Genomic DNA, 24,818 nt, shown 5'->3' on the forward strand with positions numbered 1-24,818 from the left:
CCGCTGGATCAGAAGTTCTGCTCGTAGCGGATGTACGGGGTGCGACCCCAGATGTTGTACAGCGTGTTGTCGTAGTACGGGAAGCCGTACAGGTTGTCGTTGAACGGAGGCATCTTGTTGCCCACGTTACGGACACCCAGGGCCACCTTGGCGTTCCACGGCAGGCTCACGCTGCCCTGGAGGTCCCAGGTCGTCCACGACGGCAGCCGCTCGACGCCCTCACCGCTGTCGCCGATGTAGTTGCCGATGGCGACGGCCGACCAGTCACCCGACTCCCAGCCCAGCGAGAGCTGAGCACGGTTCTCGGGCTGGCCCGGATCGCCGATCTGCTCCTGGGTCGGGGCGAGGATCGGGGTGAAGTCGTACTCGAGCATGTGCGAGATGGCGAGACGGGTGTTGAACGTACCCATGCCGGCCGTCTCCAGGCGGAGGTTGCCCTCGAGGTCGATGCCGCGGACCGTCTGCAGCGCGCCGTTGTCGATCGGCAGCAGGATCTGCTGGGGGGTGCCCGGCAGCATGGTCACGCCGTCGGCCGCCAGGAAGTCCGCAGTACGGGTCACGCCATAGTTCTGGCGGCCCTCGTTGCCGAACTGGAAGGCCAGCGCGCGCGGCACGTTCGAGATCACGTTCTCGAGCTCGATGTCGTAGTAATCGAGCGCGAACGACATGGCGTCGGTCGGGCTCCACACCACGCCCAGGCCCCAGTTCTTCGACTCTTCGGGTGCCAGGTTCGGGTTCGAGGTCACCAGCCACTGGTACTGGCCATTGGTGGCGCAGGGATCGACCGGGTACGGGTTGTACGCGGGGTTGCCGAGGTTGGCACGGGCCGTGGTCAGCGCGGCACACGCCAGGGCGTCACCACCGGCCAGGCCGGCGGACGGCACCGGCGGGCTGTTCAGGTTGGTCGTGGACGCAGCGCCGTACAGGTCGGCCATGCTCGGGGCCTTGAAGCCCTTACCCCACGAACCACGGACCAGCAGGCTGTCGACCGGACGGAACTCCAGCGAGACGCGCGGCGAGAACTTGCTGCCGACGTCGTTGTAGCTGTCGTAACGGCCAGCCAGCGTCACGCTGAAGGTATCGAGGATCGGGAACAGCGACTCGAAGTAGGCGGCGTAGTACGCACGCTCACCGCCACCCGGGGCGCCCGCGGAACCGAACACGTTGCCGGCGGCGCTCTGGGCGTCGTACAGCTGCTCGAAGCGGTCGTCACGGTATTCGAAGCCGGTCACGAAGCCCACCGGACGGTCGCCGATGTCGAACAGGTCGAAGCCGATGTTGCCGTCGACGGTGAAGGTGCGCTGCTTGGACTCCACGTACACGGTGTGACCGACCATGCCCGCTGCGGCGGCGACGCTCGGGTGGGTGGGATCGAAGGGGTTGTACTCGCCGGAGTCGATCAGCGCCTGCAGGGTGCTGCCGATGCCGTAGTTGTAGTTCACCGACGACTGGTTGGACTCACCGTGGCTGGTCGACAGCTGCCAGTCGGCACCGCCGAACCACTCGGTGATGCCGCGCAGGCCGACGTTGTACTCGCGGAAATGGTCCGCACGGAGCGCGTCACGGGTGCCGAGGGGGGTGAAGCGGTAGTACAGCGTGCCGGGGACGCCGGCGAAGTTGTACGGGTTGTCCGCGGCGATGGTCGGGAAGGTGTCGACCGGCGCCGAGGCGTACACGCCCAGGCTCTCGGTGTTCGACGCCAGTGCGCGGAAGAACATCGAGGTGTTATCGGTGATGTCGTAGTTGCCGTTCAGCAGCAGCGAGTTGCGGTTCATCGACGACTCGTTGGCCGAGGTCGCGCCGTGGTCGAAGCCGCAGGTCGGGTTCGCGCCGGTGCCGGTGACGTAGCTGTTCTCGAACGAGCCGCAGTTCGGGGCACCGATCAGGCCGTCGGCCGTCAGCAGGTTGGCTGCCGAGTTGAAGGCGCTGAGGCCCCAGGCCAGGCCGGCACCGGTGACGATGCCCTTGATGTCGCGGTTGTACATCATCTCGCGTTCCTGGTGGTCCAGGACGAAGGTGATGTTGCCGCGGTCGGAGCTGATGCCGCCCGCCACGCTGCCGATGTTGCCGTTCGGACCGATCTTCGGGCTCTCCACGCCGGCCATGACGGTCAGGCCTTCGTAGTCCTTGCGCAGGATGATGTTGACCACGCCGCCGATCGCGTCGGAGCCGTACACCGCGCCCGCGCCTTCACGCAGGATCTCGATGCGCTCGACCGCCGAGGTCGGGATCATGTTGATGTTGGCGGCGGCGCCGTCCAGCGCGCCCGAGGTCGTCATGCGACGGCCGTCCAGCAGCACCAGGGTGTAGGACGAACCGAGGCCGCGCAGGCTGATGGTGGCCTGCGAACCGGTGGCCGAGCCCGAGGACTCGCGGGTCGAACCGAACGAGTTGTAGACGTTGTTGCGCAGGAAGTCGGCGACCGAGATCTCGCCGGCAGCGTCCATGTCGGCACGGCTGATGACGGTGATCGGGTTCGGGCCTTCGACTTCGGCACGCTTGATGCGCGAGCCGGTCACCTCGATGCGATCGAGGGTGGTGGCCTGCTGTTCCGAGCTGTCCTGCGCGAACGCGACGCCGGTACCGGCCAGCACGGTCGCACCGGACACGAGCGCGAAGGTGATCGCGTCGCGGAGCTTGGTGGTCTTAAGGGTCATCTCTCTCTCCAAGTGAGTCTTGGGTAAATCCCATGGGAACCCCACCGGTGGAGTCAAGGCAGACGCCAAGCCCGGCAAGGCCGTCGCCGATAGTAGCCCTGCCGGACGAAAAATTAAAGTGTTGTTAACAATTGCGGCTTCCGTCACGGAAGCCTGCGGGAATCAAGGACTTAGAGGTCCTGCTCGTACCGGATGTACGGTACGGTCCCTTCGTCGTCACGGCCGTTGATGCTGGGGGCGAACGGATTCCGCCCCTTGGTGACGAGATTGTCGGCGCCCACGGTGAGCTGGCCGCTCCAGGGGGTGCGCCAGGTCAGGCCCAGGCCCAGGCCTTCCCACTTCGGCTGCCCCGGGGTTTCGACGACGTGGCCGACGATGTTGGCGCTGAAGCGGCCGTAGCCGCCGCCAACGGCCAGGCTGCGCGAGGTCCAGGTGTCGCCGATGCCCAGGTTGGTGGCCTCGGCGGGGGTCACCAGGGTGGCCTTGGCCACGGTGCCGGCGATCGACACCATGCCTTCGCGGCCGATGTTGTGCTGGGCGAAGACGGTCAGGTCGTTGACGTCGACCGTGGCGGCGGTGCCACGGTTGCCCGGGTTGGCCAGCCAGGCGGGAAGGGTCCCGCTGCCACTGCCCGCGCTCAGGCCGAGTCGGGTGTTGCTGCCCGTCTTGAAGGCCGCGCTGCCGCTGGCGCGGGAACCGGCCTGGTCGGCAAAGCTGGCGAGCATGCAGTTGTTGGCGAGGTTGCCCAGTGCGCTGGCCAGGCCACTCTTCCGGTCGCAGAACACGCCCAGCGAGTTGCCGGCATCGATGCCGAAGGCGGCGTCGAGGGCGTTGCCGTCGAAGCCGTGCGTGGCGCCGGGGCTGGCAGGCTCCAGCAGGAGCAGGGCCTCGATCTTGCCACTGGACTGGTTCCATACCGGCAACACGGCCTGGTCGCGCTTGCCGGGCAGCGTCTGCGCGTGCGCACCCGTCGCCACGCCGAAGGCGAGGAGCAGGGACAGCGACAACTGTGCGAGACGCGGCTTCATGGCCCGTCGATAGACCCCGTGTGGCCGGCGGAAGTTCAACCCGGTAGTGGGTGGAACTCTAGTCGGTTTATGTTTCTTTAACAATCCCCATGCCGCCGTCACTGCAGTCCCGGCGGGGCGGCCATTGGGCTCCCGGCCCCCGTGAACAGGGCGTGCACGTCGGCACTGTCGAAGACGTAGGCCTGGCCGCAGAACTCGCAGCGGACCGTGGCCGTGCCGTCCTGCAGGGCGGCCTCGGCCTCGTCCCGGCCCAGGGAGGCCAGCATCGCCTCGACCCGGGCGCGCGAGCAGGAGCAGGCGAAGGCCAGCGGTCGTCCGCCGACCCGTTCGGGCGATTCTTCGTGGAACAGCCGGTGCAGCAGTTCGCTGCCGGGGGTGGCCAGCAGTTCTTCGCTGCCCAGGGTAGAGAACAGCGCGCTGGCGCGGTCCCAGCCGTCGTCGTCTCCGTCGTCGGCGGGGAGCTTCTGCAGCATCAGACCGGTGGCGCAGTGGTCGCCGGCGGCCAGCAGGATCCGCGTGGGCAACTGCTCGGACTGCGAGAAATAAGCCTCGAAGGCCTGCGACAGGCCGGGCGCATCCAGCGGCACGATGCCCTGGTAGCGGTGGGCGTCACGGCCACCGATGCCGGGGTTCTCGATGGTGATGGCGAGCAGGGCGCCGTCGCCCAGTTCGCCTGGTCCGGCGACGTCGCCGCCGCCTTCTGCGATGCGCGCTATGCCGCGGAGGGTGCCGGTGGCCGTGCATTCGGCGAAGAGGGTGCGCAGCGTGCCTTCGCCCTTGAGCTGCACCGACAGGCGGCCGTCCACCTTGACGTGACCGGTGAACAGTGCCGAGGCCACCGTGGCCTCGCCGAGCAACTGGCGTACTCCCGGCGGGTAATCGTCGCTGGCGGCGATGTGCCGCCAGGTTTCGCCCAGGCGCACGTGCACCCCGCGCACGCCGGCGCGCGGCAACAGGAAGCGGGTCAGGTGGTCCTGGCTGTGGCTGGCGTCGGTCATGCGGGATCCGGTGTGCGTTGTGGTGGCGGGCGCGGGCTGGATAATCGCCACGTCGGCCCGTGGGGGCGAGTACCGGAGATGGGGATGGCACGGGGCAGGAACAAGGATGCGGGGGCGTCGCCGCCCGCGGTGCCCCGGCGCCGCCGCAGCCGATGGCACTGGCTGTGGAAGCTGCCGCTGCTGCTGGCGATGCTGAGCGTGCTGCAGGTGCTGGCGCTGCGCTTCATCGATCCGCCGTTCTCCTCGTTCATGGCGATCCGCCAGTTCGAGGCCCTGCGCGCGGGCGACACCGGCTTCCGCATCGCCTACGACTGGCGCGACCTGGACCACATCGCGCCCTCGCTGCCGCTGGCGGCGGTCGCGGCCGAAGACCAGAACTTCGCCAGCCACCGCGGCTTCGACCTGGATGCCATCGAGCGCGCGCGCGAGCACAACGCCCGCGGCGGCCGCACCCGCGGCGCCAGCACGATCAGCCAGCAGCTGGCGAAGAACCTGTTCCTCTGGGGCGGGCGCAGCTGGGTGCGCAAGGGCGCCGAGGCCTGGTACACGCTGTTGATCGAAACCCTGTGGCCGAAGCAGCGGATCCTCGAGGTCTATGTGAACGTGGCCGAGTTCGGCGACGGCATCTACGGCGCGCAGGCGGCGGCACGCAGCTACTGGGGCAAGGACGCCAGTGCGCTGTCGAACAACGAGAGCGCGCGGCTGGCCGCGGTGCTGCCGAGCCCGCGACGCTACAGCGCCCACCGCCCGGGGCCGTATGTGCAGCGTCGCGCGCAGTGGATCGAGCGCAACATGCGCAACCTCGGCGGCAAAGGCTGGCTGGAGACGCTGGAGTGAGCCCGGCGCAGGCTAGGATGGCGGCATGACGCGCGAACGCCTGACCGTGGTGGTGGCAGCCTTCAACGAGGCCCAGTCGCTGCCCGAACTGCATCCCCGCCTGTCCGGCGTGCTCGACGGCCTGGAGGCCGGCGACGGCCTGGCCTGTGGCGTGCTCTACGTCGACGACGGCAGCACTGACGGCACCTGGGCGGTGCTGCAGCAGCTGGCCGCCGCCGACCCGCGGGTGTCGCTGCTGCGCCTGTCGCGCAACTTCGGCAAGGAGGCGGCGCTGACCGCGGGCCTGGACCGGGTGGTCTCCGGCGCCGCGCTGATCCTGGATGCTGACGGCCAGGATCCGCCGGAGCTGATCCCGGAGTTCGTCGCGCGCTGGCGCGAGGGCCATGACGACGTCCACGGGACGCGCCTGGCGCGCGAGGGCGAGGGCTGGTTCAAGCGCGCTTCGGCACATGCCTTCTATCGCGTGATCCAGCGCCTTTCGAAAACCCCGGTGCCTGCGGATACCGGCGATTTCCGGCTGCTGTCCCCGCGCGCGCTGTCGGCGCTGCGCGAGCTGCGCGAGCGCCACCGTTTCATGAAGGGCCTGTTCGGCTGGATCGGCTTCAACCGCGTCGCCGTGCCCTACCGGCGCGAACCGCGGCTTGCGGGCCACAGCAAATTCAACGCCTGGCGGCTGTGGAACTTCGCGCTGGAAGGCATCACCAGCTTCTCGACCGCGCCGCTGCGCCTGGCCACGTACCTCGGCGTGGCCACCGCGCTGGTCGCCTTCGCCTATGGCCTCTGGATCATCGTGAAGGCGTTGTTCTGGGGTGACCCGGTCGCAGGCTGGCCGACGATGATGTCGGTGATCCTGTTCCTGGGCGGCGTGCAGCTGGTGGCGCTGGGGCTGATCGGCGAGTACCTCGGGCGGATCTACGAGGAGTCGAAGCAGCGTCCGCTGTACCTGGTCGACACCTGGTCGCCGGCCGAAGGGGTATGCTCGGCCATGCCACCCACGATCGAGCGAGGTTGTGATGCGCACGGTGAGGCAGCTGCTGGAGTCGAAGGGGCCTGAGGTCTTCGCGATCAGCCCGGATGCGGCGGTGATCGATGCCATCCGGCTGATGGCCGAGAAGGGGGTCGGGGCACTCGTGGTGCTCGAACCCGGGGGGCGCCTGGCCGGCATCGTTTCCGAACGCGATTACGCGCGGAAGATCGTGCTCGAAGGGCGCTCGTCGAAGGACACGCCGGTGCGCGACATCATGACCGCGGATGCGGTGACCGTGGGGCTCGACGAGGTCGCGCCTGCCTGCATGCACCTGATGACAGAAAGGCGCATCCGCCACCTGCCGGTGGTCGTGGACGGCCGGGTGGCGGGCGTGGTCTCGATCGGCGACCTGGTGAAGGCGGTGATCGAGGAGCAGCAGATCGAACTGGAGCAGCTGCAGCGCTACATCACGTCCTGAGGGCCTGCTTCACTTCGCGTATTGGCCGCCGCAGTCGCTGTCCTCGCCGGGGCCGAGTTCAAGGGTCGCAAGCAGGGCCGCCGGCGGCGCGATGCTGGCCAGGCCCAGGGCGATCGCGCCGCGCAGGCCCAAGCGGGCCATGTCGGGGCGGAAGCCGGGGTCGCGAAAGCTGCCGTCGACCACCAGCGGCGAACGCAGGGCGAGGATGCTGCGGTCCTTCGGTCGTGGCTTGAGCAGCAGGTCCAGCTGTTCCTCGCCGAGGTCGACCGTGCCTTCGCCGACGATGATCGTGTCGGCGGTGTCGAAGGCCAGCGCGCGCGAGGTCATCACCCCGTCCTGAATCGCGAAGTCGGCGAAGGCGCAGCGGATCGCGACCTTCTGGTCTTTGCCGAGCAGGAATTTGAGCGCTTCGAAGATGTCGAGGCCGGCAAGCTCGAGCAGCAGGTTGCTGATCTCGCCGCGGCCCATGCCCAGGGCGGCCTCGCCGTCGGCGGTGGCGGCCATGCGCGCGATCGAGTTGCCGGTGGCGCTGATGTCGATGTCGCCGCCGATGCGCCCCACGGCGTTCGCGGTGAGCTCGGCGTCGGGGAACAGGCGTGGCAGGTCGAGCCTGCGCGCGCGGATCGCGGCATCGGTGCGGATGGTGTCCTGGCGCGCGTCCATGCTGATGGTCGAGCGCACGCGGCCGCCGGCGACGCCGAAGTCCAGCGGGTCCAGGCGCAGCAGGCCGGCTTCGAGCAGGAAGCGCACGTCCATGTCCTCGATCGGCCAGCCCGGGGCCTCGATGCGCCGCGCTTTCCAGCGCACGTCGGCATCCATGCTGCGCAGGCGCTGCAGTTCGTAGGGCGTGTCCGGGAGCAGGCGGCCTTCGGCAGCGCGCTTCGCCGCCAGGGCCTCGAGCTCGGCGTTGCCGGTTTCGTCCGGGCCGGAATCGGGCGCGGCGCCGACGAAGCCGGCAAGGTCGTCGAAGTCGAGCAGGTCCGAATGGAGGTCGCCCTCGAACAGCAGGCGCTCGCCGCCGGTGGTGACCTTGGCGGTGCCGCCGAGGTCGCTGTCGCCGACCTTGCCTTCGAAACCCTCGTAGCGCCAGATGTTCCCGTCGCGGATGAAGCGGCCGTCGAGTTCGTAGGGCGGGGTCGGCGGCAGCGCGATGCCGACCAGTGGATAGAGGTCTTCGAGATCCTTGCCCGACAGCGCCATGCGCACATCGAACGCGTCCAGGCCGAGCAGCCGGGTGATCGCGCCGCGTGCACGCGCGCGGGTGTCGCCGGCCGAGGCGCGCAGGTCGATCGCATAGGGCGTGTCGCTGTCGCGCAGCTCCAGCGGCGAGGCGACCGCGCCGGCGAGCCTGAAGGCCTCGCCGCGCCAGTGGCCGTTGCCGCGCAGGGTGAGCGGGCGCGTACTGGTGTTGTCTGCGTCGTCGCGGCTGGCCACGGCGAGGTCGACGTCGGTCCCGCCTTCGGCATCGACGAAGCGCAACCGGCCCTCGTCCACCTGCAAGTGGTCGATGCGCGGGCCGTCACCATCGCCGGACATGCCTTCGAACTGCCAGTTGCCGCCGGCATCGCCGGTTTCGAGCAGCAGGTCGGGCTTCGACAGGCGCAACTCCGGCACGTGGATGCGGCCGGCCAGCAGCGGCAGCAGGCGCACGTGCAGTTCAAGCGAGTCCGCGCGCGCCATCTCCGGCGTGTCCGACCAGGCGGCATTGCCGAGCACCAGCCCGTCGGCGCGGATGATCGTGGTGCGGCCGGGGGCGACGTGGAGGTCACCGGCGATGTCGAAGCTGCGGCCGGTGCGCGCGGAGACGATGCGTTCGACCGGACCCTTGAACCAGTTCCAGTCCCACAGCAGCGCCACGACCAGGAGCGCGACCGCGATCAGCGCGGCTGCGGTGCGGCCGGGATGGGCACGGACCGCGGCAAGCGCACGGCTTCGTGGCCTGTGGGGCGGCGGATTGTCCGTCGGCATGTACGGCAGGTCCGATGGGGATGGACGACCACCATCCCGCGAAGCCGGTAAAACGGGAGTGAATGGGGCGGGGGGCTTTCAGGCGGGCAGCGTGACCTGGGCCATGACCGCGACGTAGTGGCAGACGCTGCCGGCGATGCAGAACAGGTGCCAGATCGCGTGCGAATAGGGGATCGATTCGCGGTGGTAGAAGATCGTGCCGAGCGTGTACAACACGCCGCCGGCAAGCAGCCAGCCGAAGGTCCAGGCGTCGAGCACGGCCAGCACCGGCTTGATCGCCACCAGCACCAGCCAGCCCATCGCCACGTAGATCAGCGTGGACAGGCGCTTGAAGCGCCCGGTGTAGAACAGCTTGAAGACCACGCCGGCCAGTGCGAGCGTCCAGATCGCGGCGAACAGGCCCCAACCCCACGGCCCGCGCAGCCCGATCAGGGTGAAGGGCGTGTAGGTGCCGGCGATCAGCAGGTAGATCGCGCAGTGGTCGAAGACTTTCAGCCGCCCCTTGAGCACCGGATGCTGGAAGGCGTGGTAGAGCGTCGAAGCGAGATAGAGCAGCAGCAGCGAAACCCCGAACACGATCGCCGCGCCCAGCTGCCAGCCATTGCCGAAGATCGCGGCCAGCGTGATCAGCACCGCCCCGCCGGCCAGCGCCGCGGTCGCACCCAGGCCGTGCGTCAACGCACTGGCCAGCTCCTCGCGCTTCTCGCGCAGGCTCATCGCGGACACGGCGGAATCCCGGGGGGAAGGAATCGCCCCCGATCATGCCATACGCAGGGGTATCGCAGGTTGGGGGCTGCGGAAAGGCTTTTGCCACGGATTTACGCGGATGGGCGCGGATCTACACGGATCAAGCGGAAAGAGCAGAAAAAGCGAAGGGCTTTTCAGCCACGGATCTGCGCGGATTACGCGGATCTGGCCGAGGCCAGTGCAGTCACCGCGCTCCGCACCTGCTTTCTCTTTCAGGTGGGCTTTCGGCACCAGTCTTGCCTCGGCCAGATCCGCGTAATCCGCGCAGATCCGTGGCCAAAAAGCTTCCGCCTCAGCCCACCCGAACGTGCGCATGCTCCCGGGTGGCGTCGAAGCGGACGTCGGGCCAGCGTTCCTGGGCGAGCTGGAGGTTGACGCGGCTGGGGGCGAGGTAGACGAGTTCGCCGGCGGCGTCGAGGCCGAGGTTGGGCGCATTCTTTTCGCGGAACTCTTCGAGCTTCCTTTCGCTGTCGCAGCGGATCCAGCGCGTGGTCACGACGCCGACGGGCTCGAAGATCGCGTCCACGCCGTATTCCTCCTTGAGGCGGTAGGCGGCGACGTCGAACTGCAGCACGCCAACCGCGCCCAGGATCAGGTCGTTGGACATCAGCGGGCGGAAGAACTGGGTGGCGCCTTCTTCGCTCAGCTGCGCCAGGCCCTTCTGCAGCTGCTTGAGCTTGAGCGGGTCGCGCAGGCGCGCGCGGCGGAAGAGTTCCGGCGCGAAGTTGGGGATGCCGGTGAACGACAGCGCCTCGCCCTCGGTGAAGGTGTCGCCGATGGAGATGGTGCCGTGGTTGTGGATGCCGATCACGTCGCCCGGGTACGCCTCGGCCGCGATCTCGCGGTCGCTGGCCATGAAGGTCAGGGCGTTGGCGAGCTTCATGTCCTTGCCGCTGCGCACGTGGAAGGCCTTCATCCCGGCCTCGAAGCGGCCCGAGCACACGCGCATGAAGGCGACGCGGTCGCGGTGCTGCGGATCCATGTTTGCCTGGATCTTGAACACGAAGCCGGTGAGCCGGGCTTCGTCGGCGGCGACCTCGCGGCCGGTGGTCTCGCGCGGCTGCGGCGAGGGCGCGTGGCGCACGAAGAAGTCGAGCAGGGGCTGCACGCCGAAGTTGTTGACCGCCGAGCCGAAGAACACCGGCGTCTGCCGACCGGCCAGGTATTCGTCGACGTCGAAGGCGTGGCTGGCGCCCTGCACCAGCTCCAGTTCGTCGCGCAGGTCGGCCAGCATGTCGGCACCGATGCGCGCTTCCAGCTGCGGGTCGTCGATCGAGGCGAAGATGGTCGAGTCCTGGCGGGTGAAGTTGCGGCCCTGTTCGTACAGGTGCACTTCGCCGGTCACCAGGTGCACCACGCCCTTCAGGCGCTTGCCCATGCCGATCGGCCAGGTCACCGGCGCGCACTGGATGCCGAGCACGGTCTCCACTTCGTCCAGCAGCTCGATCGGGTCCTTGCCCTCGCGGTCGAGCTTGTTGATGAAGGTCATGATCGGCGTGTCGCGCATGCGGCACACCTCCATCAGCTTGATCGTGCGCTCCTCGACGCCCTTGGCGACGTCGATGACCATCAGCGCCGAGTCCACCGCGGTCAGCACGCGATAGGTGTCCTCGCCGAAGTCGGCGTGGCCGGGGGTGTCGAGCAGGTTGACGATGCGCCCCTCGTAGGGGAACTGCATCACCGAGCTGGTCACCGAGATGCCGCGCTCCTGCTCCAGCTTCATCCAGTCGGACGTGGCATGCCGCGCGGCCTTGCGGCCCTTGACCGAGCCGGCCATCTGGATCGCCCCGCCGAACAGCAGCAGCTTCTCGGTGAGCGTGGTCTTGCCGGCGTCGGGATGCGAAATGATCGCGAACGTACGGCGGCGGCGGGCTTCGGCGGCAACGTCAGGCATGGCGATACCCGCCGCGCTGGCGCCGGGACTCTACTGGGAAGCCGGGAATTATACGGGGGCCGTGGGGCTGCGGCGGGCGTGGAGGCGGGCGTTTTACCACGGATGACGCGGATGACACGGATTTGCGCGGATAGGGCAGAAGCAGGAGAAAAAGCTCTTTTGCCACGGATTTGCGCGGATTGCGCGGATCTGGCCGAGGCAAGATTGGTGCCGAAAGCCCACCTGAAGAAAAAAGCGGGTGCGGAGCGCGGTGATGGCACTGGCCTCGGCCAGATCCGCGCAATCCGCGCAAATCCGTGGCTGAAAAGCCCTTCGCTTTTTCTGCCCTTTCCGCCTGATCCGTGTAAATCCGCGCCCATCCGCGTAAATCCGTGGCAAAGCTGTTGCTCCTATTCCACCCCCTCCGCAGCTTCGCTGAAGCGAAGGATCCCGCCCGGGCCGAACATCTTGAAGGGGATCGAGGCCAGGCGCAGGCCGCGGTTGGCCTGGACGGCGAAGTGCAGGTGCGGGCCGCCGCTGTAGCCGGTGTTGCCGGAGGTGGCGATGTGCTGGCCGCGGCGCACGCGGTCGCCGGGGCGGATGTGGACGCCGCCGGGCGCGAGGTGGGCGTAGAGCGCCATGGTGCCGTCGTCGTGGAGGATGCGGACGAAGTTGGCGCGGTCGATGGCGTCGGTCGGGCCCAGGCCGCCACCGGCGAAGCGGGCTTCGGCCTGCATCACCACGCCGTCGCGGGCGGCCAGCACGGGCGTGCCTTCCTCGACGGCGAAATCCACCGCGTGGCGGTTCTCGTCGTTGCGGTGGCTGGCGGCGCCGCCCCAGCCCTGGGCGATGCTCAGCCCGCGGGTGGCCAGCGGCCAGGCGTATTCGACGTCGCGCGGGCGCGCGCCCGGGTGGCCGGGGACAACCTCGAGCACCACCGCGGCGTCGGCGCGTTCCAGCCGCGCCACCAGCACGCGGCCGCGCGAAGTCACCGTGGCGCGCGCGGGCAGCGCTGGCTGCGCGCGGGGCGCGCCATCGCGGGCGCGCAGTACGACTTCGACGGGGCCCGACAGCAGGTTCTCGGCCCAGGCTTCGGGGCCTTGGCCATGGTCGAGGATTTCAAGGCGGGCCAGCGGCGCCGGCGCTTCGCGAACAGGGCCGCCTTCGGCCGCGGCCGCCGCGCCGGCGACCGCCAGCCACGCCAGCAACACCATGGCGGCGGCCCGGTGGTGCATGGTCACTGCACGCAGGCGGGATCCAGGTCCAGCACCCGGACGACTTCGCGCAGGTCGAAGGCCGACACCGCGCGATCGTCGTGTACGGCGTACAGCACGCCACCCGGGAAGCGTGGCGTGGCCGCGGCATGGAGGGCGATGCCGTCGGTGTTGGCGGTGACTTCGCCGTGGAAGCTGCCGACCGGTGCCAGACTGGTGCGATCGAAGAGGTGGAACCAGGTCAGCGGTGCCTGCTGGTCGACCGCCAGCCAGTAGCCGCCGGTGGCGCCGCAGGACCAGAGCACCACGCCCTCGGCCTCGCCGGTGAAGGTGCCTTCGGGCAGGCTGCGGCCGGTCCAGTCGCCCTTGAAGTCGTAGACGTGCAGGTTCGACGGGCTGGTGCGGTCTTCCTCGGCGACGAGCAGGCGGTCGTGGGCGGGATCGCCGGCGATCGACTCGACCATGTTCAGGCGCGCCGGGCCTTCGGTCTCGCCGAATGAGCCCTGGTAGGCGGCATCGAGGTGGCCCTGGTCGTCGAAGCGCAGGCGGTAGCGGCGCACGCGCTGCGACAGCTCATCGGCCGGTGGCACCACGTCGTAGCGCTCGCCGTACATGAAGCTGTCGGTGACGAAGGCTTCCAGTTCGCGGGGGGCGGTTTCGTGCACCCAGATGCCGTAGGGGCTGCGCAGTTCGTCGGCGCCGAACAGGGCCAGCGGCTGCAGGTCGGGAAGGGTCAGCAGTTGCACGCGGTGGTTGTCGCGCTCGACCACGAACAGCACGTTGCCGAACACGGCCAGGCCGTTGGGCCGGTTGAACTCGCCCGGGATCTTGCCGCGCGCGCCGACGGTGCGCAGCGGCTCGCCGCTGTCGCCGTCGAACAGGGCGAGCCGGTGGGTCGACTTGCCGGTGGCCAGCAGCAGGGTTGCGCCGTCCGCGTCCACCCAAGTGGCGATCGAATCGAGTTCCTCGCCGCGCATGTCGGGCGAGACGAAGGTCTCGGTGACCAGGGTCCGGGGACTGGCGGCGGGAGCCTGTGGGGAGGTGAGCGGCGGTGAGGTGCTCGCGCAGCCGGCGAGCACGAGCGCCAGGACCGGCGCAAGAATGGATTTCGACATGCGTGAATTATGCGTTAACCCGGCCGGCGGGAGTGGATCGCAGGGTGCGAGGGCGGGAATTTTATCCATCGCTTCATGCAGATAAAGCGATTGACATTCTGATTCCGGCCTGCCAGGCTGCGCGACATCCATCGAGACCGGCCGAGGGACAGGCCCGACGACGCCGGGGCAACTGGATGGGGCGCAAGCCCCGTTCGCTGTGCCAAGTCCTGCGGGGACCTGTGAGTCCACCGGAAGATGGTTGCGGATCGCCCATGCGGCGGTCCGTCGCGTATCGCCGCGGGAGCGGCGATACCACCACTCCGGCATGCCCCGTGGGCGTCGATGGCCTTGTCCCCCTCCGGATATCGCCATGAGCCTCGAAGACCGCACCGCCCTCGCCACCGACCTGCAGGCCACCTGCGTCACGCAATCCGCAGCCGCGCATGTGCCTGCCATCACCGTGCCTGCCGCAGGTGTCCTCGGGAGCACCGATGCCGCCAACCCTGTCGTCCAGCGCGGCCACGTCGACGTGGTGCTGCCGATGCGGTACGCCGGTGCGCGCCGGCTGCGCCTGGCCTACGAACTCTCCGGGCCCGAAGGCGCACCGGTGGTGCTGGTGTCCGGCGGCATTTCCGCCGACCGCCATCTCGCCGCCAGCGAAATGCATCCGGAACGCGGCTGGGCCGGGGCGGTGGTCGGCGCCGGCAAGGCGCTGGATCCGTCGCGGCTGCGCCTGCTGGCCTTTGACCACGTCGGTGCCGACGGCAGCCTGGACGCGGTGATCGATACGGCCGACCAGGCCGATGCCGCGGCGGTGCTGCTCGATGCGCTCGGCATCGCGAAGCTGCGGGCCTTCGTCGGCTACTCCTACGGCGGGTCGGTCGCGCTGCAGTTCGCCGCGCGGCACGGCGCGCGCCTGGAGCGGGTGGTGGTTGTCAGCGCGACGCACCGCGCGCATCCCTGGGCCTCGGCCTGGCGCGCGCTGCAGCGTCGCGCGGTGGCGCTGGGCGAACTGCAGTGCGCCGAGGACCAGGGCCTGTCGCTGGCGCGGCAGTTCGCGATGCTCGGCTACCGCAGCGGCGACGGTTTCGCGGAGCGCTTCGATGCGCCGGCGGAGGTCGTCAACGGCCGCGTCCGCGTCGCCGCCGAGGACTATCTGGATGCCGCGGGTGCCCGCTTCGTGGCGAAGACGCCGGTGGTGGCCTGGCAGCGGCTGTCGGAGTCGCTGGATCTGCACCGCGTCGAGCCCGCCGAAGTGCGCGTTCCGGCCACCGTGGTCGCGGTGGAAGGCGACCCGCTGGTGCCGCTGTCCGACGCGGTGGCCCTGGTCGAAGGCCTTTCCGGGTCCGCCCGGCTGCGCGTGCTGCGCTCGCCGCACGGCCACGATGCCTTCCTGAAGGACGACGGTCGCTTCGACCGGATCCTCCGGGATGCGCTGGACGCGGAGGTGGCGGCATGAGTGCGCTGGCGAACGGACAGAGCCCGGCGACCCGCGCGGTGCGCGCCGGCATCGATCGCGACGAAGCCTTCGGCGCCGTGGTGCCGCCGCTGGTGCTGTCGTCGAACTTCAGCTTCGAAGGCCTTGGCGGCAAGCGCGAGTACGACTACACCCGCAGCGGCAATCCCACCCGCGACCTGCTGGGTGAGGCGCTGGCGGGACTCGAGGGCGGCACCGGCGGCGTGGTGACCTCCAGCGGCATGGCCGCGATCACCCTGCTGCTGCACGCGCTGCTGGAGCCGGGCGACCGCCTGGTGGTGCCGCACGATGCCTACGGCGGCAGCTGGCGCCTGTTCGACGCCCTGGCGCGCAAGGGCCACTTCGAACTGGTCACCGCCGACCTGACCGACCCGCGCGCGCTGGCCGAGGCGCTGGCGACGTCGCCGAAGCTGGTGCTGGTCGAGACGCCCTCCAACCCGCTGCTGCGGATCACCGACCTGCGCTTCGTGATCGAGGCCGCGCATCGCGCGGGCGCGCTGGTCGCGGTCGACAACACCTTCCTGTCGCCGGCGCTGCAGCAGCCGATCGCCTTCGGCGCCGACGTCGTGCTGCATTCCACCACCAAGTACATCAACGGCCACAGCGACGTCGTCGGCGGCGCGGTGGTGGCGGCCACGGCGGAGCTGCACGAGCGCTTCACCTGGTGGGCGAACGCGCTGGGCATCACCGGTGCGCCCTTCGACAGCTTCCTCACCCTGCGCGGGCTGCGCACGCTCGACGCCCGCGTGCGCGTGCACCAGGAGAACGCGGAAGCGGTCGCCCGCCGGCTCGACGCGCACCCGGCGGTGGCGCGTGTCTACTGGCCGGGTCTGGAATCCCACCCGGGTCACGCGGTGGCCGTGCGCCAGCAGACGGGGTTCGGCGCGATGCTGAGCGTGGAGCTGCGCGGCGGCGTGGAGGCGGTGCGCGCCTTCGTCGACGGCCTGCGCTTCTTCACCCTGGCCGAATCGCTGGGCGGCGTGGAGAGCCTGGTCGCGCATCCGGCGACCATGACCCACGCCGCGATGACTCCCGAAGCGCGCGAGCGCGCCGGGATCCCCGACGGCCTGCTGCGCCTGTCGGTGGGCATCGAATGTGGTGAGGATCTGCAGGCGGATATCGCCGATGCGTTGGCGCGCGCGGAGGCCGCCACGGCCGCTTCCGGGGCTTCGGTCGCCGGCGCAGCCGCCGCCGGGGGTGAGGCATGAGCGCGGTGGTGCAACTGCCGCGCAGCCGGCATGCGCCTCGCGCACAGGCGGCACCGCGCATCGCCCTGCTCGGCACCGGTGTGGTCGGCAGCGCTTTCGTCGCGCGATGCGGACGGCTGCGCGCGGCGGGCGTGGAGGTACCGGACTTCGCCTGGCTGGGCAACTCGCGCACGCTGACCGAGGGCGTGGACGATCCCGCGATCGCGCTGGCTCTGGTGAACGCGGCGCCGGCGCGCAGCGGCCCCTGGGCGCCGTGGGCCGAGGCCACGGGCCTGCAGCGCGGCGACGTTGTCGTCGATGCCACCGCCAGCGACACCGTGGCCGGCTGGCATGCCGAATGGCTGGCCCGTGGCGTGCACGTGGTGACCGCCAACAAGCTCGGCTGCGGCGGCGAACTGGCGCGCGCGCAGGCCATTGCCGAGGCCGCGGCCGGTTCCGGCGCGCGCTACGGCGATGCGGCGACCGTCGGTGCCGGGCTGCCGGTGCTACATGCGATCCGCGGCCTGGTCGCCGGCGGCGATCGCATCCACGGCATCGAAGGCCTGCTCTCGGGGTCGCTGGCCTGGCTGTTCGACCGCCACGATGGCCGGCGCCCGTTCTCGGCCCTGGTGCGCGAGGCGCGTGCCTTGGGTTACACCGAGCCCGATCCGCGCATCGATCTGTCCGGCGAGGACGTGCGCCGCAAGCTGCTGATCCTGGCGCGCGCGGCGGGCATCCCGCTGGAGGCCGATGCGGTCAAGGTCGAATCGCTGGTGCCCGAAGCGCTGGCGGTGGCCGCCGCGGACGGGCTGGACGAAGCGCTGGCATCGATCGATGCGCCGCTGGAAGCCCTGCACGCCCGCGCCCAGGCCGACGGCGCCCGGCTGCGCTTCGTCGCCCGCTTCGACGGCGAGGGCGCCGCGGTCGGCCTGCGCGCGCTGGCGCCGGAGCATCCGCTGTGCGCGGGCGGCGGCACCGTCAACCGGGTGGCGATCCGCAGCTGCCGCTACCAGGCGCAGCCGCTGGTGATCCAGGGCCCGGGTGCCGGCGCGGAGGTCACTGCGGCGGGATTGCTGGACGACGTGTTGACCATCGTCCGCGGCTGACCAGGGTCGCCGCTGCACTCGCAGGTGCAGCGGCGATCATCATGGCGGTTTGGGGTGGCGCAGGGTCCAGCGGGGGGGTCAGCACTCGATGACGTTCACCGCCAGGCCGCCGCGGCTGGTTTCCTTGTACTTGTCCTGCATGTCGCGGCCGGTGTCGCGCATGGTCTTGATGACTTCGTCCAGCGTGACCTTGTGCTTGCCGTCGCCGCGCAGGGCCATGCGCGAGGCGTTGATCGCCTTCACCGCGCCCATGGCGTTGCGCTCGATGCAGGGGATCTGCACCAGGCCGCCGATCGGGTCGCAGGTCAGGCCAAGGTTGTGCTCCATGCCGATCTCGGCGGCGTTCTCGATCTGGCTGGGGGTGCCGCCGAGCGCGGCGGTCAGGCCGGCGGCGGCCATCGAGCAGGCCACGCCCACTTCGCCCTGGCAGCCGACCTCGGCGCCGGAGATCGAGGCGTTTTCCTTGTAGAGGATGCCGACCGCGGCGGCGGTGAGCAGGTAGTCGAACACGCCCTGTTCGTTCGCGCCCGGGCAGAAGCGTTCGTAATAGCGCATCACCGCGGGCAGGATGCCGGCGGCGCCGTTGGTCGGCGCGGTCACCACGCGGCCGCCGGCGGCGTTTTCCTCGTTCACCGCCAGTGCGTACAGGTTGACCCAGTCGAGCACGGTCAGCGGGTCGCGCATGCCGGCTTCGGGGCGCTCGGACAGCTCGGCGTGCAGCACCGGTGCGCGCCGCGGGACGCGCAGGCCGCCGGGCAGGGTGCCGCCGCTGCCGATGCCGCGCTGGATGCAGGTCTGCATCGCATCGTGGATCTCGCGCAGGCCGGCGCGCACTTCGTCCTCGCTGCGCCAGCAGGTCTCGTTGGCCATCATCAGCGCTGCGATGGACAGGCCGTGCTCCTCAGTGTGCGCCAGCAGTTCGCGGCCGCTGGCGAAGGGGTAGGGCACCGGGGTGGTGTCGGCGACGATGCGATCCTCGGCGGCCTCGTCCTGGTTGACCACGAAGCCGCCGCCGACGGAGTAGTAGTCACGGGTGGCGATGGTTTCGCCGTCGGCGTCGTAGGCGGTGAAGCGCATGCCGTTGGTGTGGTGTGGCAGCTTCTGGCGCTTGTTCATCACCAGGTCGCGCTTCTCGTCGAAGGCCACCTCGTGGCGGCCGAGCAGGCGGATGCGCTTCTCGCCGCGGATGCGCTCCAGGGCATCGGGAATGATGTCGGGATCGATGGCGTTGGGGTGGTGGCCCTCCAGGCCCATCAGCACCGCCTTGTCGGTGCCGTGGCCGCGGCCGGTCAGGGCCAGCGAGCCGAAGACCTCGGCGCGGATGCGCGCCACGTCGCCGAGGCGGCCGGGCTCGTCCAGCCAGTGCTCGACGAAGCGCGCGGCCGCACGCATCGGCCCCACGGTGTGCGAGGAGCTCGGCCCGATGCCGATCTTGTAGAGGTCGAAGGTGCTGACGGCCATGGCGTCCCGCTCGGGGGCTGGTGGGAATCGCCTATGATAGCCGCCGTCCGCGGCCGACCCCATGCCCTGGCGTACCTTCCGGAGTTGCCCTCGCGATGCCACTGATCCTGTTCCAGCGCGATGACTGCCACCTCTGCGACCTGGCGCTGGACGTGCTGGCTGCGGCCCGGGCACCGGAGTTCGAGAGCGTGTTCATCGATGGCGACTCCGGGCTGGAGGCGCGCTACGGGGAACGGGTGCCGGTGCTGCGCGAAGAGGGTGATGGACGCGAGCTGGAGTGGCCGTTCGACGTGGAGGCGCTGGGGAGATTCCTGGGAAGGGGTTGAAGGGGGCAGCTTTGCGGGAAGCCTCTACCGCGTCGCCTCCACCTCGATCCGCACCTCCACCGCGTCGCCGATCATCGAAGCCCAGGCGGTGCTGCCGAACTCCGCCCGGCTGAGCGTCGCGGTGGCGGAGAAGCCCACGGTGTGCCGGAACGGCGGCAACGGGTGCCGCTTCTCCGCGTTGCGCACGGCATCCAGTACCACGGCACGGGTGGTTCCGCGCAGTTCCAGTTCGCCGTGGATGCGGGCGCGGCCTGCGTCGAGCGCTTCGACCCGGAGCGAGCGGAAGTTGGCGACGGGATGGCGCCCGCTGTCGAGCAGGCCGCCGCCGGCGACCGCGCGGTTCCAGTCGCCGTCGCCGAAGTCCAGCCGTGACAGCGGGATGGCGGCTTCCACGCGCGCACCCTCCCACGAGCCCGGCACCAGGTGCAGGGTTCCGGTGGTGCCGGACACGGTGCCGATCGCCTTCGAGAAGCCGGCATGGTCGACGGCGATGGCGATGCGGGTATGCACCGGGTCCAGGGCGTAGGCCAGCGCGTCGGGATGCGGCGGTTCCGCGCCGGCTGCGGCGGGGACGGCCCCGCGCGGAGGCGACTGCGAGCACGCGCAGGCGATCGCGAACAGCGCGGCCAGCGCAGGCAGGCGCAGCGGCAAGGGTGGATGGCGGCGGACTCGCATGCGGGCTTCCCATGTACGCCTGGACGGTCTTCGCATCGATTCTAGGCGCGCGCCGCGCGACTGGCGAAGCTTGCGCCATCGCCGCCGCGTTGCGACGATGCCGCCGGGTCGAGCGGTGTGCGGGGCGCTGCCGGCAGGACGGGGAGACCGATGCGGCGCTGGGCGATGTGTTTCTGGTTGTGCCTGCTGTGGATGCCGGCGTGCCCTGGCTTCGCCGTGGGGCCGCAGTTGCCGCAGCCGCGGCAGGTCAGCGTGTTCGACGGCCTGCCTTCCAACCGCGTCAACGCGATCGCCGAGGATCGCCAGGGCTACCTCTGGATCGCCACCCGCGACGGGCTTGCGCGCTACGACGGCGTCGGCTTCCGCGTCTGGCGCGTCGGCGAGGGCCTGCGCGACAACTTCGTGTGGTCGGTGCACGTGGACGGGCGCGACCGCGTCTGGATCGGGACGTCCTCCGCCGGGCTGGCCCGTCTCGACGCCGACCGGGAAAGCTTCACTTGGTACGACCGTGCGACCCGGCCGGAGATGGCCAGCAACGACATCTGGTCGATCGCCGGCACGCCCGACGGCGACATCTGGTTCGGCACCTCCGACGGCGGCCTGCACCGGCTGTCGGAAGATGACCGGATGCAGCGCTTCGGGCATCAGCCGGACGATCCCTCGAGCCTGCCTTCGGACGGGGTGTCCCACCTGGTGGTGGATGACGACGGCTCGCTGTGGGTGGGCACCAAGGGCGGCGTCGCGCGTTGGGACGGGAACGGCTTCGAACGCCTGCCCGCGGACCGGCTGGGTACGCTGATGCTCGACGGCATGGCACTCGACGATGCCGGCAGCCTGTGGATGGGCATCCACGGCGCGGGCATGGTGCGCCATGCGGATGGTCGCATCGAACGCCTGCCCTGGATCGATCCGGTACTGGGCGAACGCGCGCTCAACATGCTGCTGGAGGATTCGCGCGGTGCCCGCTGGCTGGACACCCGCAGCGGCCTGGCGTGGGTCCACGACGGCGTCGTCGACAACGTGCCGCTGTACAGCACCACCAGCCGCGGACGGGTGCGGCCGGCGTGGTCGACCGCCTACGAGGACCGCGAGGGCGGGCTGTGGTTCGCGAGCTCCGATTCCGGGCTGTGGCACCTGCCGGCCAACTGGCGGAACTTCAGCGTGCTGCAGCGGCGCATCAGCGATCCGTCGTCGCCGGCGAACGCCTTCGTCTACGGCGTGGCGCCCTCGTCGTTCGGCGACGGAGGCGGGATGTGGCTGGTCGGCAGCGGCGGCGTGCTCGACCACCTCGATCCCGCGACCGGCCACATCGAGCACCACCTGCCGGCGGCCTGCGGCACGCTGTTCGTGCTCGGCGTGCTCGAGGCAGTTGATGGCCGGGTGTGGCTGGGCTGCCAGGACCAGTTGCTTCGCTTCGATCCCGCCAGCGGCGGGGTGCAGCGCTGGATGGCGGGAGCGGGCCCCGACGGCGCGCCGCCCGGGCGGATCGCGCAGTTCGTGGAGTTGCGGGACGGCACGCTGTGGCTGGCCAGCCACCAGAGCATCCAGCGGCGGTCCGCCGACGGGCGCGTGCTCGACACCATCCATCGCGGCGACGGCCGCGGCCTCGCGTCGCTGGACATGGTCGAACACCTGCTGCAGGCGCCCGATGGCGGGCTGTGGGCGGCCACGACCGGCGGCCTGCTGCAGTGGGACGACGGCGAGCGCCGCTTCCATCCCGTGCCCGGCGCGGGCGATGCGGCCGCCTACAGCGTGGCCGTCGGCGGCGACGGCCTGGTCTGGATCGCCGGCCTCGGCGAACTCGGTGCCTACGAATGGGACGGTGCCTCCCTGCGCAGGCTGCGCACCGTCGATGCGTCCGATGGCCTGCCGATGGTCGCGCCCGGCGGCGTGATCGTGGACGAGGCCGGCGTGATCTGGCTGACGACCGTGCGCGGCCTGATTCGCTTCGACCCGGAGAACGGGCGCCTGCGCGTCTACGGCGTGCGCGACGGCCTGCCGAGCCACGAGTTCAGCGAGTTCCCGATGGCCGCCTCGACGCAGGGCTACATGGCCGCGGGCACCGCCGACGGCCTGCTGCTGTTCCATCCGCGCACGGTGCAGTGGAGCGGGCGCATGCCTACGCTTGCGATCGAGTCGGTCGACCTGCGCCGCGGCGACGGGCGCGTGTCGCTGGCACCGCAATCCTCGCTGGCGCTGCGGCACGACGACCGCGACCTGCGCGTGGTCGCGCGCCTGCTGTCCTTCACCGACGCCCATGCCCACCGCTACCGCTTCCGCCTGGATGGCTACGACCCGGGATGGGTGGAGACCGGCGCCCAGGGCGAGCGCGTGTTCGCGCGGCTGGCGCCGGGTCCGTACCGCCTGCATATCCAGGCGCGCACCGCCGACCACGAATGGACGCCGGTGCAGGTGATGCAGCTGCGCGTGGAGCCGCCGTGGTGGCAGGCGCCCTGGGCGGTGGCGGCGTTCACGATCATCGGTGCCCTGGGCCTGCTGTGGATCGTCTACGGATACCGGCAGCGACTGAAGCAGCGGCATGCATGGCAGCTCAACGAGGAGAAGCGCGAGCTCGCCGAGCAGGCGTCGCTGGCCAAGACCCGCTTCCTCGCCACCCTCGGCCACGAGGTGCGCACGCCGATGACCGGCGTGCTCGGCATGAGCGAACTGCTGCTGGGGACCGGCCTGGACGCGCGCCAGCGCGGCTATGCCAACGCCATCCGCGGCGCCGGCGAACACCTGATGCGGCTGGTGAACGATGCGCTCGACCTGGCGCGGATCGAGGCCGGCAAGCTGGAGCTGGTTGTGCAGCCTTTCGACCTGCTGGCCCTGCTGGACGAGGTCGGCGGCCTGGTCGAGCCGCTCGCGCGGCAACGCGGCCTGGCCTTCCGACGCCACGTCGATGCGCATACCCCGCGCTGGCTGCTGGGCGACCCTGGCCGCGTCCGCCAGATCCTGCTCAACCTGCTGGGCAACGCGGTCAAGTTCACCGAGACCGGCAGCGTCGCGCTGCAGGCCGCGCCGATGAAGTCCGGCGGCGTGCGCCTGGTGGTGTCCGACACCGGACCCGGTCTCAACGAGGAACAGCAGGCGCACCTGTTCCGCCGCTTCGAACAGGCCGACGGCGCGCGCACCACGGCGCGCTACGGCGGCAGCGGCCTGGGCCTGGCGATCTGCCAGGAACTGGCGGTGGCGATGGGCGGCCGTATCGAACTCGACAGCACGCCGGGGCAGGGCACCGACTTCACCGTGGACCTGCCGCTGCGCGAGGTGGCGGCGCCTGCCGCCGCGGCCGGGGACGATGCCGCGGTCCTGCCGCGGGAGCGCGCCGGTGGCGGCGGGCTGTCCCTGCTCCTGGTCGAAGACGATGCCACCGTGGCCGAGGTCATCGTGGGCCTGCTGCGTACCCTCGGCCACGACGTGGTCCATGTGCCGCATGGCCTGGCGGCGCTGGCGGAAGTCTCCGGCAGCGGTTTCGACATCGCCCTGCTGGATCTCGACCTGCCGGGCATCACCGGTCTGGCGCTGGCCAGCCAGCTGCGCGCCCAGGGCTTCGAAGCGCCGCTGCTTGCGGTCACCGCGCGCGCCGACGCCGAGGCGGAAACATTGGCGCGGGACGCCGGCTTCAACGGCTTCCTGCGCAAGCCGGTGACCGCCGCGATGCTGGGTGAGGCGATCGATTCATTGCGACAGGGGGAGGCGGGATGATGGATGCACGATCGGGATGGCGTGGAACGGTGCTGGCGTGCGCGCTGCTCGCGGCGCTGCCGGCTGGAAGCGCGTCGGCGCGTGCAGGCGCTGTGGTCGCCGAGGTCGCCGAGGTCGCGGAGGGCAAGGCTGCGGCCGCGGAGCCCTTCCTGGGCGGCTTCCTGAAGGAGACCCGCGTGGTGTACCCGCTGCAGGTCGCCGGCTGGGAAGCGGCCGGGGAGAAGCTGTACGACGCCGCCGAGCTGGGCGCCTCGGTGCGCTACCAGTCGGGCGAGCGGCGCGACCGCTGGATCGACGTCTACTTCTATCCCGTGGGCGTGGTGCCGGCCTCGCGTCTCGACCAGGCCGCGAAGGCGACGCTGGCCGAGATCGAATCCAACGTCGGCGTCGATGGCGGCTATGTCGAGGCGACGTTCGGACCGGTGCGCGCCTTCGAGGTGGCGCCGGGCGTAGGCAAGGGCGGACCGATCCCGGCGCGCTCGGCCGACATGGCCCTGCAGCGCGAGGAAGGGACCTACCACTCGGCGATGGCGCTGCTGGTCGACCGCCTGTACTACGTCAAGGGTCGCCACAGCGTCGCCGCCGGCGCCATGGAGCGCGACGCGGTGAGGCGCACGCTCGAGGCCTTCATGGCCGAACTGGTCGCCGGCACCTACATCGGGAGCACCGGCAGCTGCTGGTCGCCGGTGCCGGTGGACGCCCTGGCCGCGGAGGCGGACGAGCCCGCGGACGCCAGCATGTCGGCCACGTCGGACCAGGGCGGCGGCGCCTGGCTGGTGGGCGACCGCGTGCTCGCGCGCGACCCCTCGGGCGAAGCGGCGCAGACGCTTTCGGTGCTGGCGATGGCCATGCAGGGGCGGCTGTACCCGGGCTGCGTCGGTGCCGATCCGCACAATCCCGAGGTGCCCGAGGGGCATCGCGAGATCCGCTTCGAATACCGCGCGCCTTCCGATGCCCGGCGCGACGGCGGCTGGCGGCTCGCGCCCGCGCGCAGCGGCACGGGCTGAGCCGGCG

The 24,818-nt window shown here is 70.5% G+C and carries 19 protein-coding genes and 1 riboswitch; of the genes, 9 read left to right on the forward strand and 10 right to left on the reverse strand.

Annotated features, from left to right (window positions below):
- Positions 1-8 precede the first annotated feature (8 nt).
- From E2170_RS02490 to hslO, 3 genes are all read right to left on the reverse strand, one after another.
- Positions 9-2,657, reverse strand: coding sequence for a TonB-dependent receptor plug domain-containing protein (locus E2170_RS02490; RefSeq protein ID WP_132999065.1), 2,649 nt, complete (start codon positions 2,655-2,657; stop codon positions 9-11).
- A 170-nt stretch (positions 2,658-2,827) separates the two neighbouring features.
- The gene (locus E2170_RS02495; RefSeq protein WP_132999066.1) at positions 2,828-3,685 is read right to left on the reverse strand and encodes an XOO1806 family protein; all 858 of its coding nucleotides are present in this window, start codon (positions 3,683-3,685) and stop codon (positions 2,828-2,830) included.
- A gap of 98 nt (positions 3,686-3,783) precedes the next feature.
- On the reverse strand, positions 3,784-4,683 hold the full coding sequence (hslO, locus tag E2170_RS02500) for an Hsp33 family molecular chaperone HslO (RefSeq protein ID WP_132999067.1): 900 nt from the start codon (positions 4,681-4,683) through the stop codon (positions 3,784-3,786).
- Positions 4,684-4,767: 84 nt separating this feature from the next.
- Between hslO and mtgA the strand changes: the two genes are divergently transcribed.
- From mtgA to E2170_RS02515, 3 genes are read left to right on the forward strand one after another with little or no spacing between them, the layout of a single operon-like run.
- Positions 4,768-5,520: a monofunctional biosynthetic peptidoglycan transglycosylase gene (gene mtgA, locus E2170_RS02505; protein WP_425477818.1), complete on the forward strand. Its 753-nt coding sequence runs from the start codon at positions 4,768-4,770 to the stop codon at positions 5,518-5,520.
- Between the two features lie 25 nt (positions 5,521-5,545).
- Positions 5,546-6,574 carry a glycosyltransferase family 2 protein gene (locus E2170_RS02510; RefSeq protein WP_132999069.1) on the forward strand — a complete coding sequence of 343 codons (1,029 nt, stop codon included), beginning with the start codon at positions 5,546-5,548 and terminating at the stop codon, positions 6,572-6,574.
- Positions 6,534-6,965: a CBS domain-containing protein gene (locus E2170_RS02515; RefSeq protein WP_132999070.1), complete on the forward strand. Its 432-nt coding sequence runs from the start codon at positions 6,534-6,536 to the stop codon at positions 6,963-6,965. The genes E2170_RS02510 and E2170_RS02515 overlap by 41 nt, the downstream gene beginning before the upstream one ends.
- Positions 6,966-6,974: 9 nt before the next feature.
- Here E2170_RS02515 and E2170_RS02520 read toward each other — a convergent pair whose 3' ends face one another.
- The 5 genes from E2170_RS02520 to E2170_RS02540 form a co-directional block, all read right to left on the reverse strand.
- On the reverse strand, positions 6,975-8,933 hold the full coding sequence (locus E2170_RS02520; RefSeq protein ID WP_132999071.1) for an AsmA family protein: 1,959 nt from the start codon (positions 8,931-8,933) through the stop codon (positions 6,975-6,977).
- 78 nt (positions 8,934-9,011) lie between these two features.
- The gene (gene trhA, locus E2170_RS02525; RefSeq protein WP_132999971.1) at positions 9,012-9,650 is read right to left on the reverse strand and encodes a PAQR family membrane homeostasis protein TrhA; all 639 of its coding nucleotides are present in this window, start codon (positions 9,648-9,650) and stop codon (positions 9,012-9,014) included.
- A 322-nt stretch (positions 9,651-9,972) separates the two neighbouring features.
- Positions 9,973-11,574, reverse strand: a complete 1,602-nt coding sequence (locus tag E2170_RS02530; RefSeq protein ID WP_132999072.1) for a peptide chain release factor 3 — start codon at positions 11,572-11,574, stop codon at positions 9,973-9,975.
- Positions 11,575-11,963: 389 nt separating this feature from the next.
- Entirely contained in the window at positions 11,964-12,788 is an 825-nt protein-coding gene (locus E2170_RS02535; RefSeq protein ID WP_132999073.1) for a M23 family metallopeptidase, read from the reverse strand.
- Positions 12,789-12,790: 2 nt separating this feature from the next.
- Complete coding sequence (locus E2170_RS02540; protein WP_132999074.1) at positions 12,791-13,882, reverse strand: NHL repeat-containing protein; 1,092 nt, start codon at positions 13,880-13,882, stop codon at positions 12,791-12,793.
- Positions 13,883-14,007: 125 nt separating this feature from the next.
- A riboswitch (SAM riboswitch) is annotated at positions 14,008-14,126 on the forward strand.
- Between the two features lie 108 nt (positions 14,127-14,234).
- On the opposite strand from E2170_RS02540, the gene metX reads away from it, so the two are divergent.
- Genes metX through E2170_RS02555 form a run of 3 tightly spaced genes read left to right on the forward strand, consistent with a single transcriptional unit; the run spans position 14,235 to position 17,634 of the window.
- Entirely contained in the window at positions 14,235-15,323 is a 1,089-nt protein-coding gene (gene metX / locus E2170_RS02545; protein ID WP_132999075.1) for a homoserine O-succinyltransferase MetX, read from the forward strand.
- Positions 15,320-16,549 carry an O-succinylhomoserine (thiol)-lyase gene (locus tag E2170_RS02550; RefSeq protein WP_132999076.1) on the forward strand — a complete coding sequence of 410 codons (1,230 nt, stop codon included), beginning with the start codon at positions 15,320-15,322 and terminating at the stop codon, positions 16,547-16,549. Before metX ends, E2170_RS02550 begins: the two co-directional genes overlap by 4 nt.
- Positions 16,546-17,634: a homoserine dehydrogenase gene (locus tag E2170_RS02555; RefSeq protein WP_132999077.1), complete on the forward strand. Its 1,089-nt coding sequence runs from the start codon at positions 16,546-16,548 to the stop codon at positions 17,632-17,634. The genes E2170_RS02550 and E2170_RS02555 overlap by 4 nt, the downstream gene beginning before the upstream one ends.
- 78 nt (positions 17,635-17,712) lie before the next feature.
- Here E2170_RS02555 and E2170_RS02560 read toward each other — a convergent pair whose 3' ends face one another.
- The gene (locus tag E2170_RS02560; RefSeq protein ID WP_132999078.1) at positions 17,713-19,095 is read right to left on the reverse strand and encodes an L-serine ammonia-lyase; all 1,383 of its coding nucleotides are present in this window, start codon (positions 19,093-19,095) and stop codon (positions 17,713-17,715) included.
- Between the two features lie 95 nt (positions 19,096-19,190).
- On the opposite strand from E2170_RS02560, the gene E2170_RS02565 reads away from it, so the two are divergent.
- Positions 19,191-19,421 carry a glutaredoxin family protein gene (locus E2170_RS02565; RefSeq protein WP_132999079.1) on the forward strand — a complete coding sequence of 77 codons (231 nt, stop codon included), beginning with the start codon at positions 19,191-19,193 and terminating at the stop codon, positions 19,419-19,421.
- Between the two features lie 24 nt (positions 19,422-19,445).
- On the opposite strand, the gene E2170_RS02570 is transcribed toward E2170_RS02565, so the two are convergent.
- Positions 19,446-20,096, reverse strand: coding sequence for a YceI family protein (locus tag E2170_RS02570; RefSeq protein WP_132999080.1), 651 nt, complete (start codon positions 20,094-20,096; stop codon positions 19,446-19,448).
- A 165-nt stretch (positions 20,097-20,261) separates the two neighbouring features.
- Here E2170_RS02570 and E2170_RS02575 point away from each other — a divergent pair, with 165 nt between their 5' ends.
- Complete coding sequence (locus tag E2170_RS02575) at positions 20,262-23,804, forward strand: ligand-binding sensor domain-containing protein (RefSeq protein WP_243708030.1); 3,543 nt, start codon at positions 20,262-20,264, stop codon at positions 23,802-23,804.
- Entirely contained in the window at positions 23,801-24,811 is a 1,011-nt protein-coding gene (locus E2170_RS02580; protein ID WP_132999081.1) for a hypothetical protein, read from the forward strand. The genes E2170_RS02575 and E2170_RS02580 overlap by 4 nt, the downstream gene beginning before the upstream one ends.
- Positions 24,812-24,818 lie beyond the last annotated feature (7 nt).

The sequence above is a fragment of the Luteimonas arsenica genome, from assembly GCF_004352825.1.
In the GTDB taxonomy this organism is placed as follows: Bacteria; Pseudomonadota; Gammaproteobacteria; order Xanthomonadales; family Xanthomonadaceae; genus Luteimonas; species Luteimonas arsenica.

Excerpts from the sequence above, each read along its gene's own strand:
- E2170_RS02560 (WP_132999078.1), bottom strand. The coding sequence starts at position 19,095 with ATGGCCGTCAGCACCTTCGACCTCTACAAGATCGGCATCGGGCCGAGC.
- E2170_RS02540 (WP_132999074.1), bottom strand. The coding sequence starts at position 13,882 with ATGTCGAAATCCATTCTTGCGCCGGTCCTGGCGCTCGTGCTCGCCGGC.
- E2170_RS02555 (WP_132999077.1), top strand. The coding sequence starts at position 16,546 with ATGAGCGCGGTGGTGCAACTGCCGCGCAGCCGGCATGCGCCTCGCGCA.
- E2170_RS02550 (WP_132999076.1), top strand. The coding sequence starts at position 15,320 with ATGAGTGCGCTGGCGAACGGACAGAGCCCGGCGACCCGCGCGGTGCGC.
- E2170_RS02490 (WP_132999065.1), bottom strand. The coding sequence starts at position 2,657 with ATGACCCTTAAGACCACCAAGCTCCGCGACGCGATCACCTTCGCGCTC.
- E2170_RS02520 (WP_132999071.1), bottom strand. The coding sequence starts at position 8,933 with ATGCCGACGGACAATCCGCCGCCCCACAGGCCACGAAGCCGTGCGCTT.
- trhA (WP_132999971.1), bottom strand. The coding sequence starts at position 9,650 with ATGAGCCTGCGCGAGAAGCGCGAGGAGCTGGCCAGTGCGTTGACGCAC.
- E2170_RS02510 (WP_132999069.1), top strand. The coding sequence starts at position 5,546 with ATGACGCGCGAACGCCTGACCGTGGTGGTGGCAGCCTTCAACGAGGCC.
- E2170_RS02580 (WP_132999081.1), top strand. The coding sequence starts at position 23,801 with ATGATGGATGCACGATCGGGATGGCGTGGAACGGTGCTGGCGTGCGCG.
- E2170_RS02530 (WP_132999072.1), bottom strand. The coding sequence starts at position 11,574 with ATGCCTGACGTTGCCGCCGAAGCCCGCCGCCGCCGTACGTTCGCGATC.
- metX (WP_132999075.1), top strand. The coding sequence starts at position 14,235 with ATGAGCCTCGAAGACCGCACCGCCCTCGCCACCGACCTGCAGGCCACC.
- E2170_RS02570 (WP_132999080.1), bottom strand. The coding sequence starts at position 20,096 with ATGCGAGTCCGCCGCCATCCACCCTTGCCGCTGCGCCTGCCTGCGCTG.
- E2170_RS02575 (WP_243708030.1), top strand. The coding sequence starts at position 20,262 with ATGTGTTTCTGGTTGTGCCTGCTGTGGATGCCGGCGTGCCCTGGCTTC.
- E2170_RS02535 (WP_132999073.1), bottom strand. The coding sequence starts at position 12,788 with ATGCACCACCGGGCCGCCGCCATGGTGTTGCTGGCGTGGCTGGCGGTC.
- hslO (WP_132999067.1), bottom strand. The coding sequence starts at position 4,683 with ATGACCGACGCCAGCCACAGCCAGGACCACCTGACCCGCTTCCTGTTG.
- E2170_RS02565 (WP_132999079.1), top strand. The coding sequence starts at position 19,191 with ATGCCACTGATCCTGTTCCAGCGCGATGACTGCCACCTCTGCGACCTG.
- mtgA (WP_425477818.1), top strand. The coding sequence starts at position 4,768 with ATGGCACGGGGCAGGAACAAGGATGCGGGGGCGTCGCCGCCCGCGGTG.
- E2170_RS02495 (WP_132999066.1), bottom strand. The coding sequence starts at position 3,685 with ATGAAGCCGCGTCTCGCACAGTTGTCGCTGTCCCTGCTCCTCGCCTTC.
- E2170_RS02515 (WP_132999070.1), top strand. The coding sequence starts at position 6,534 with ATGCGCACGGTGAGGCAGCTGCTGGAGTCGAAGGGGCCTGAGGTCTTC.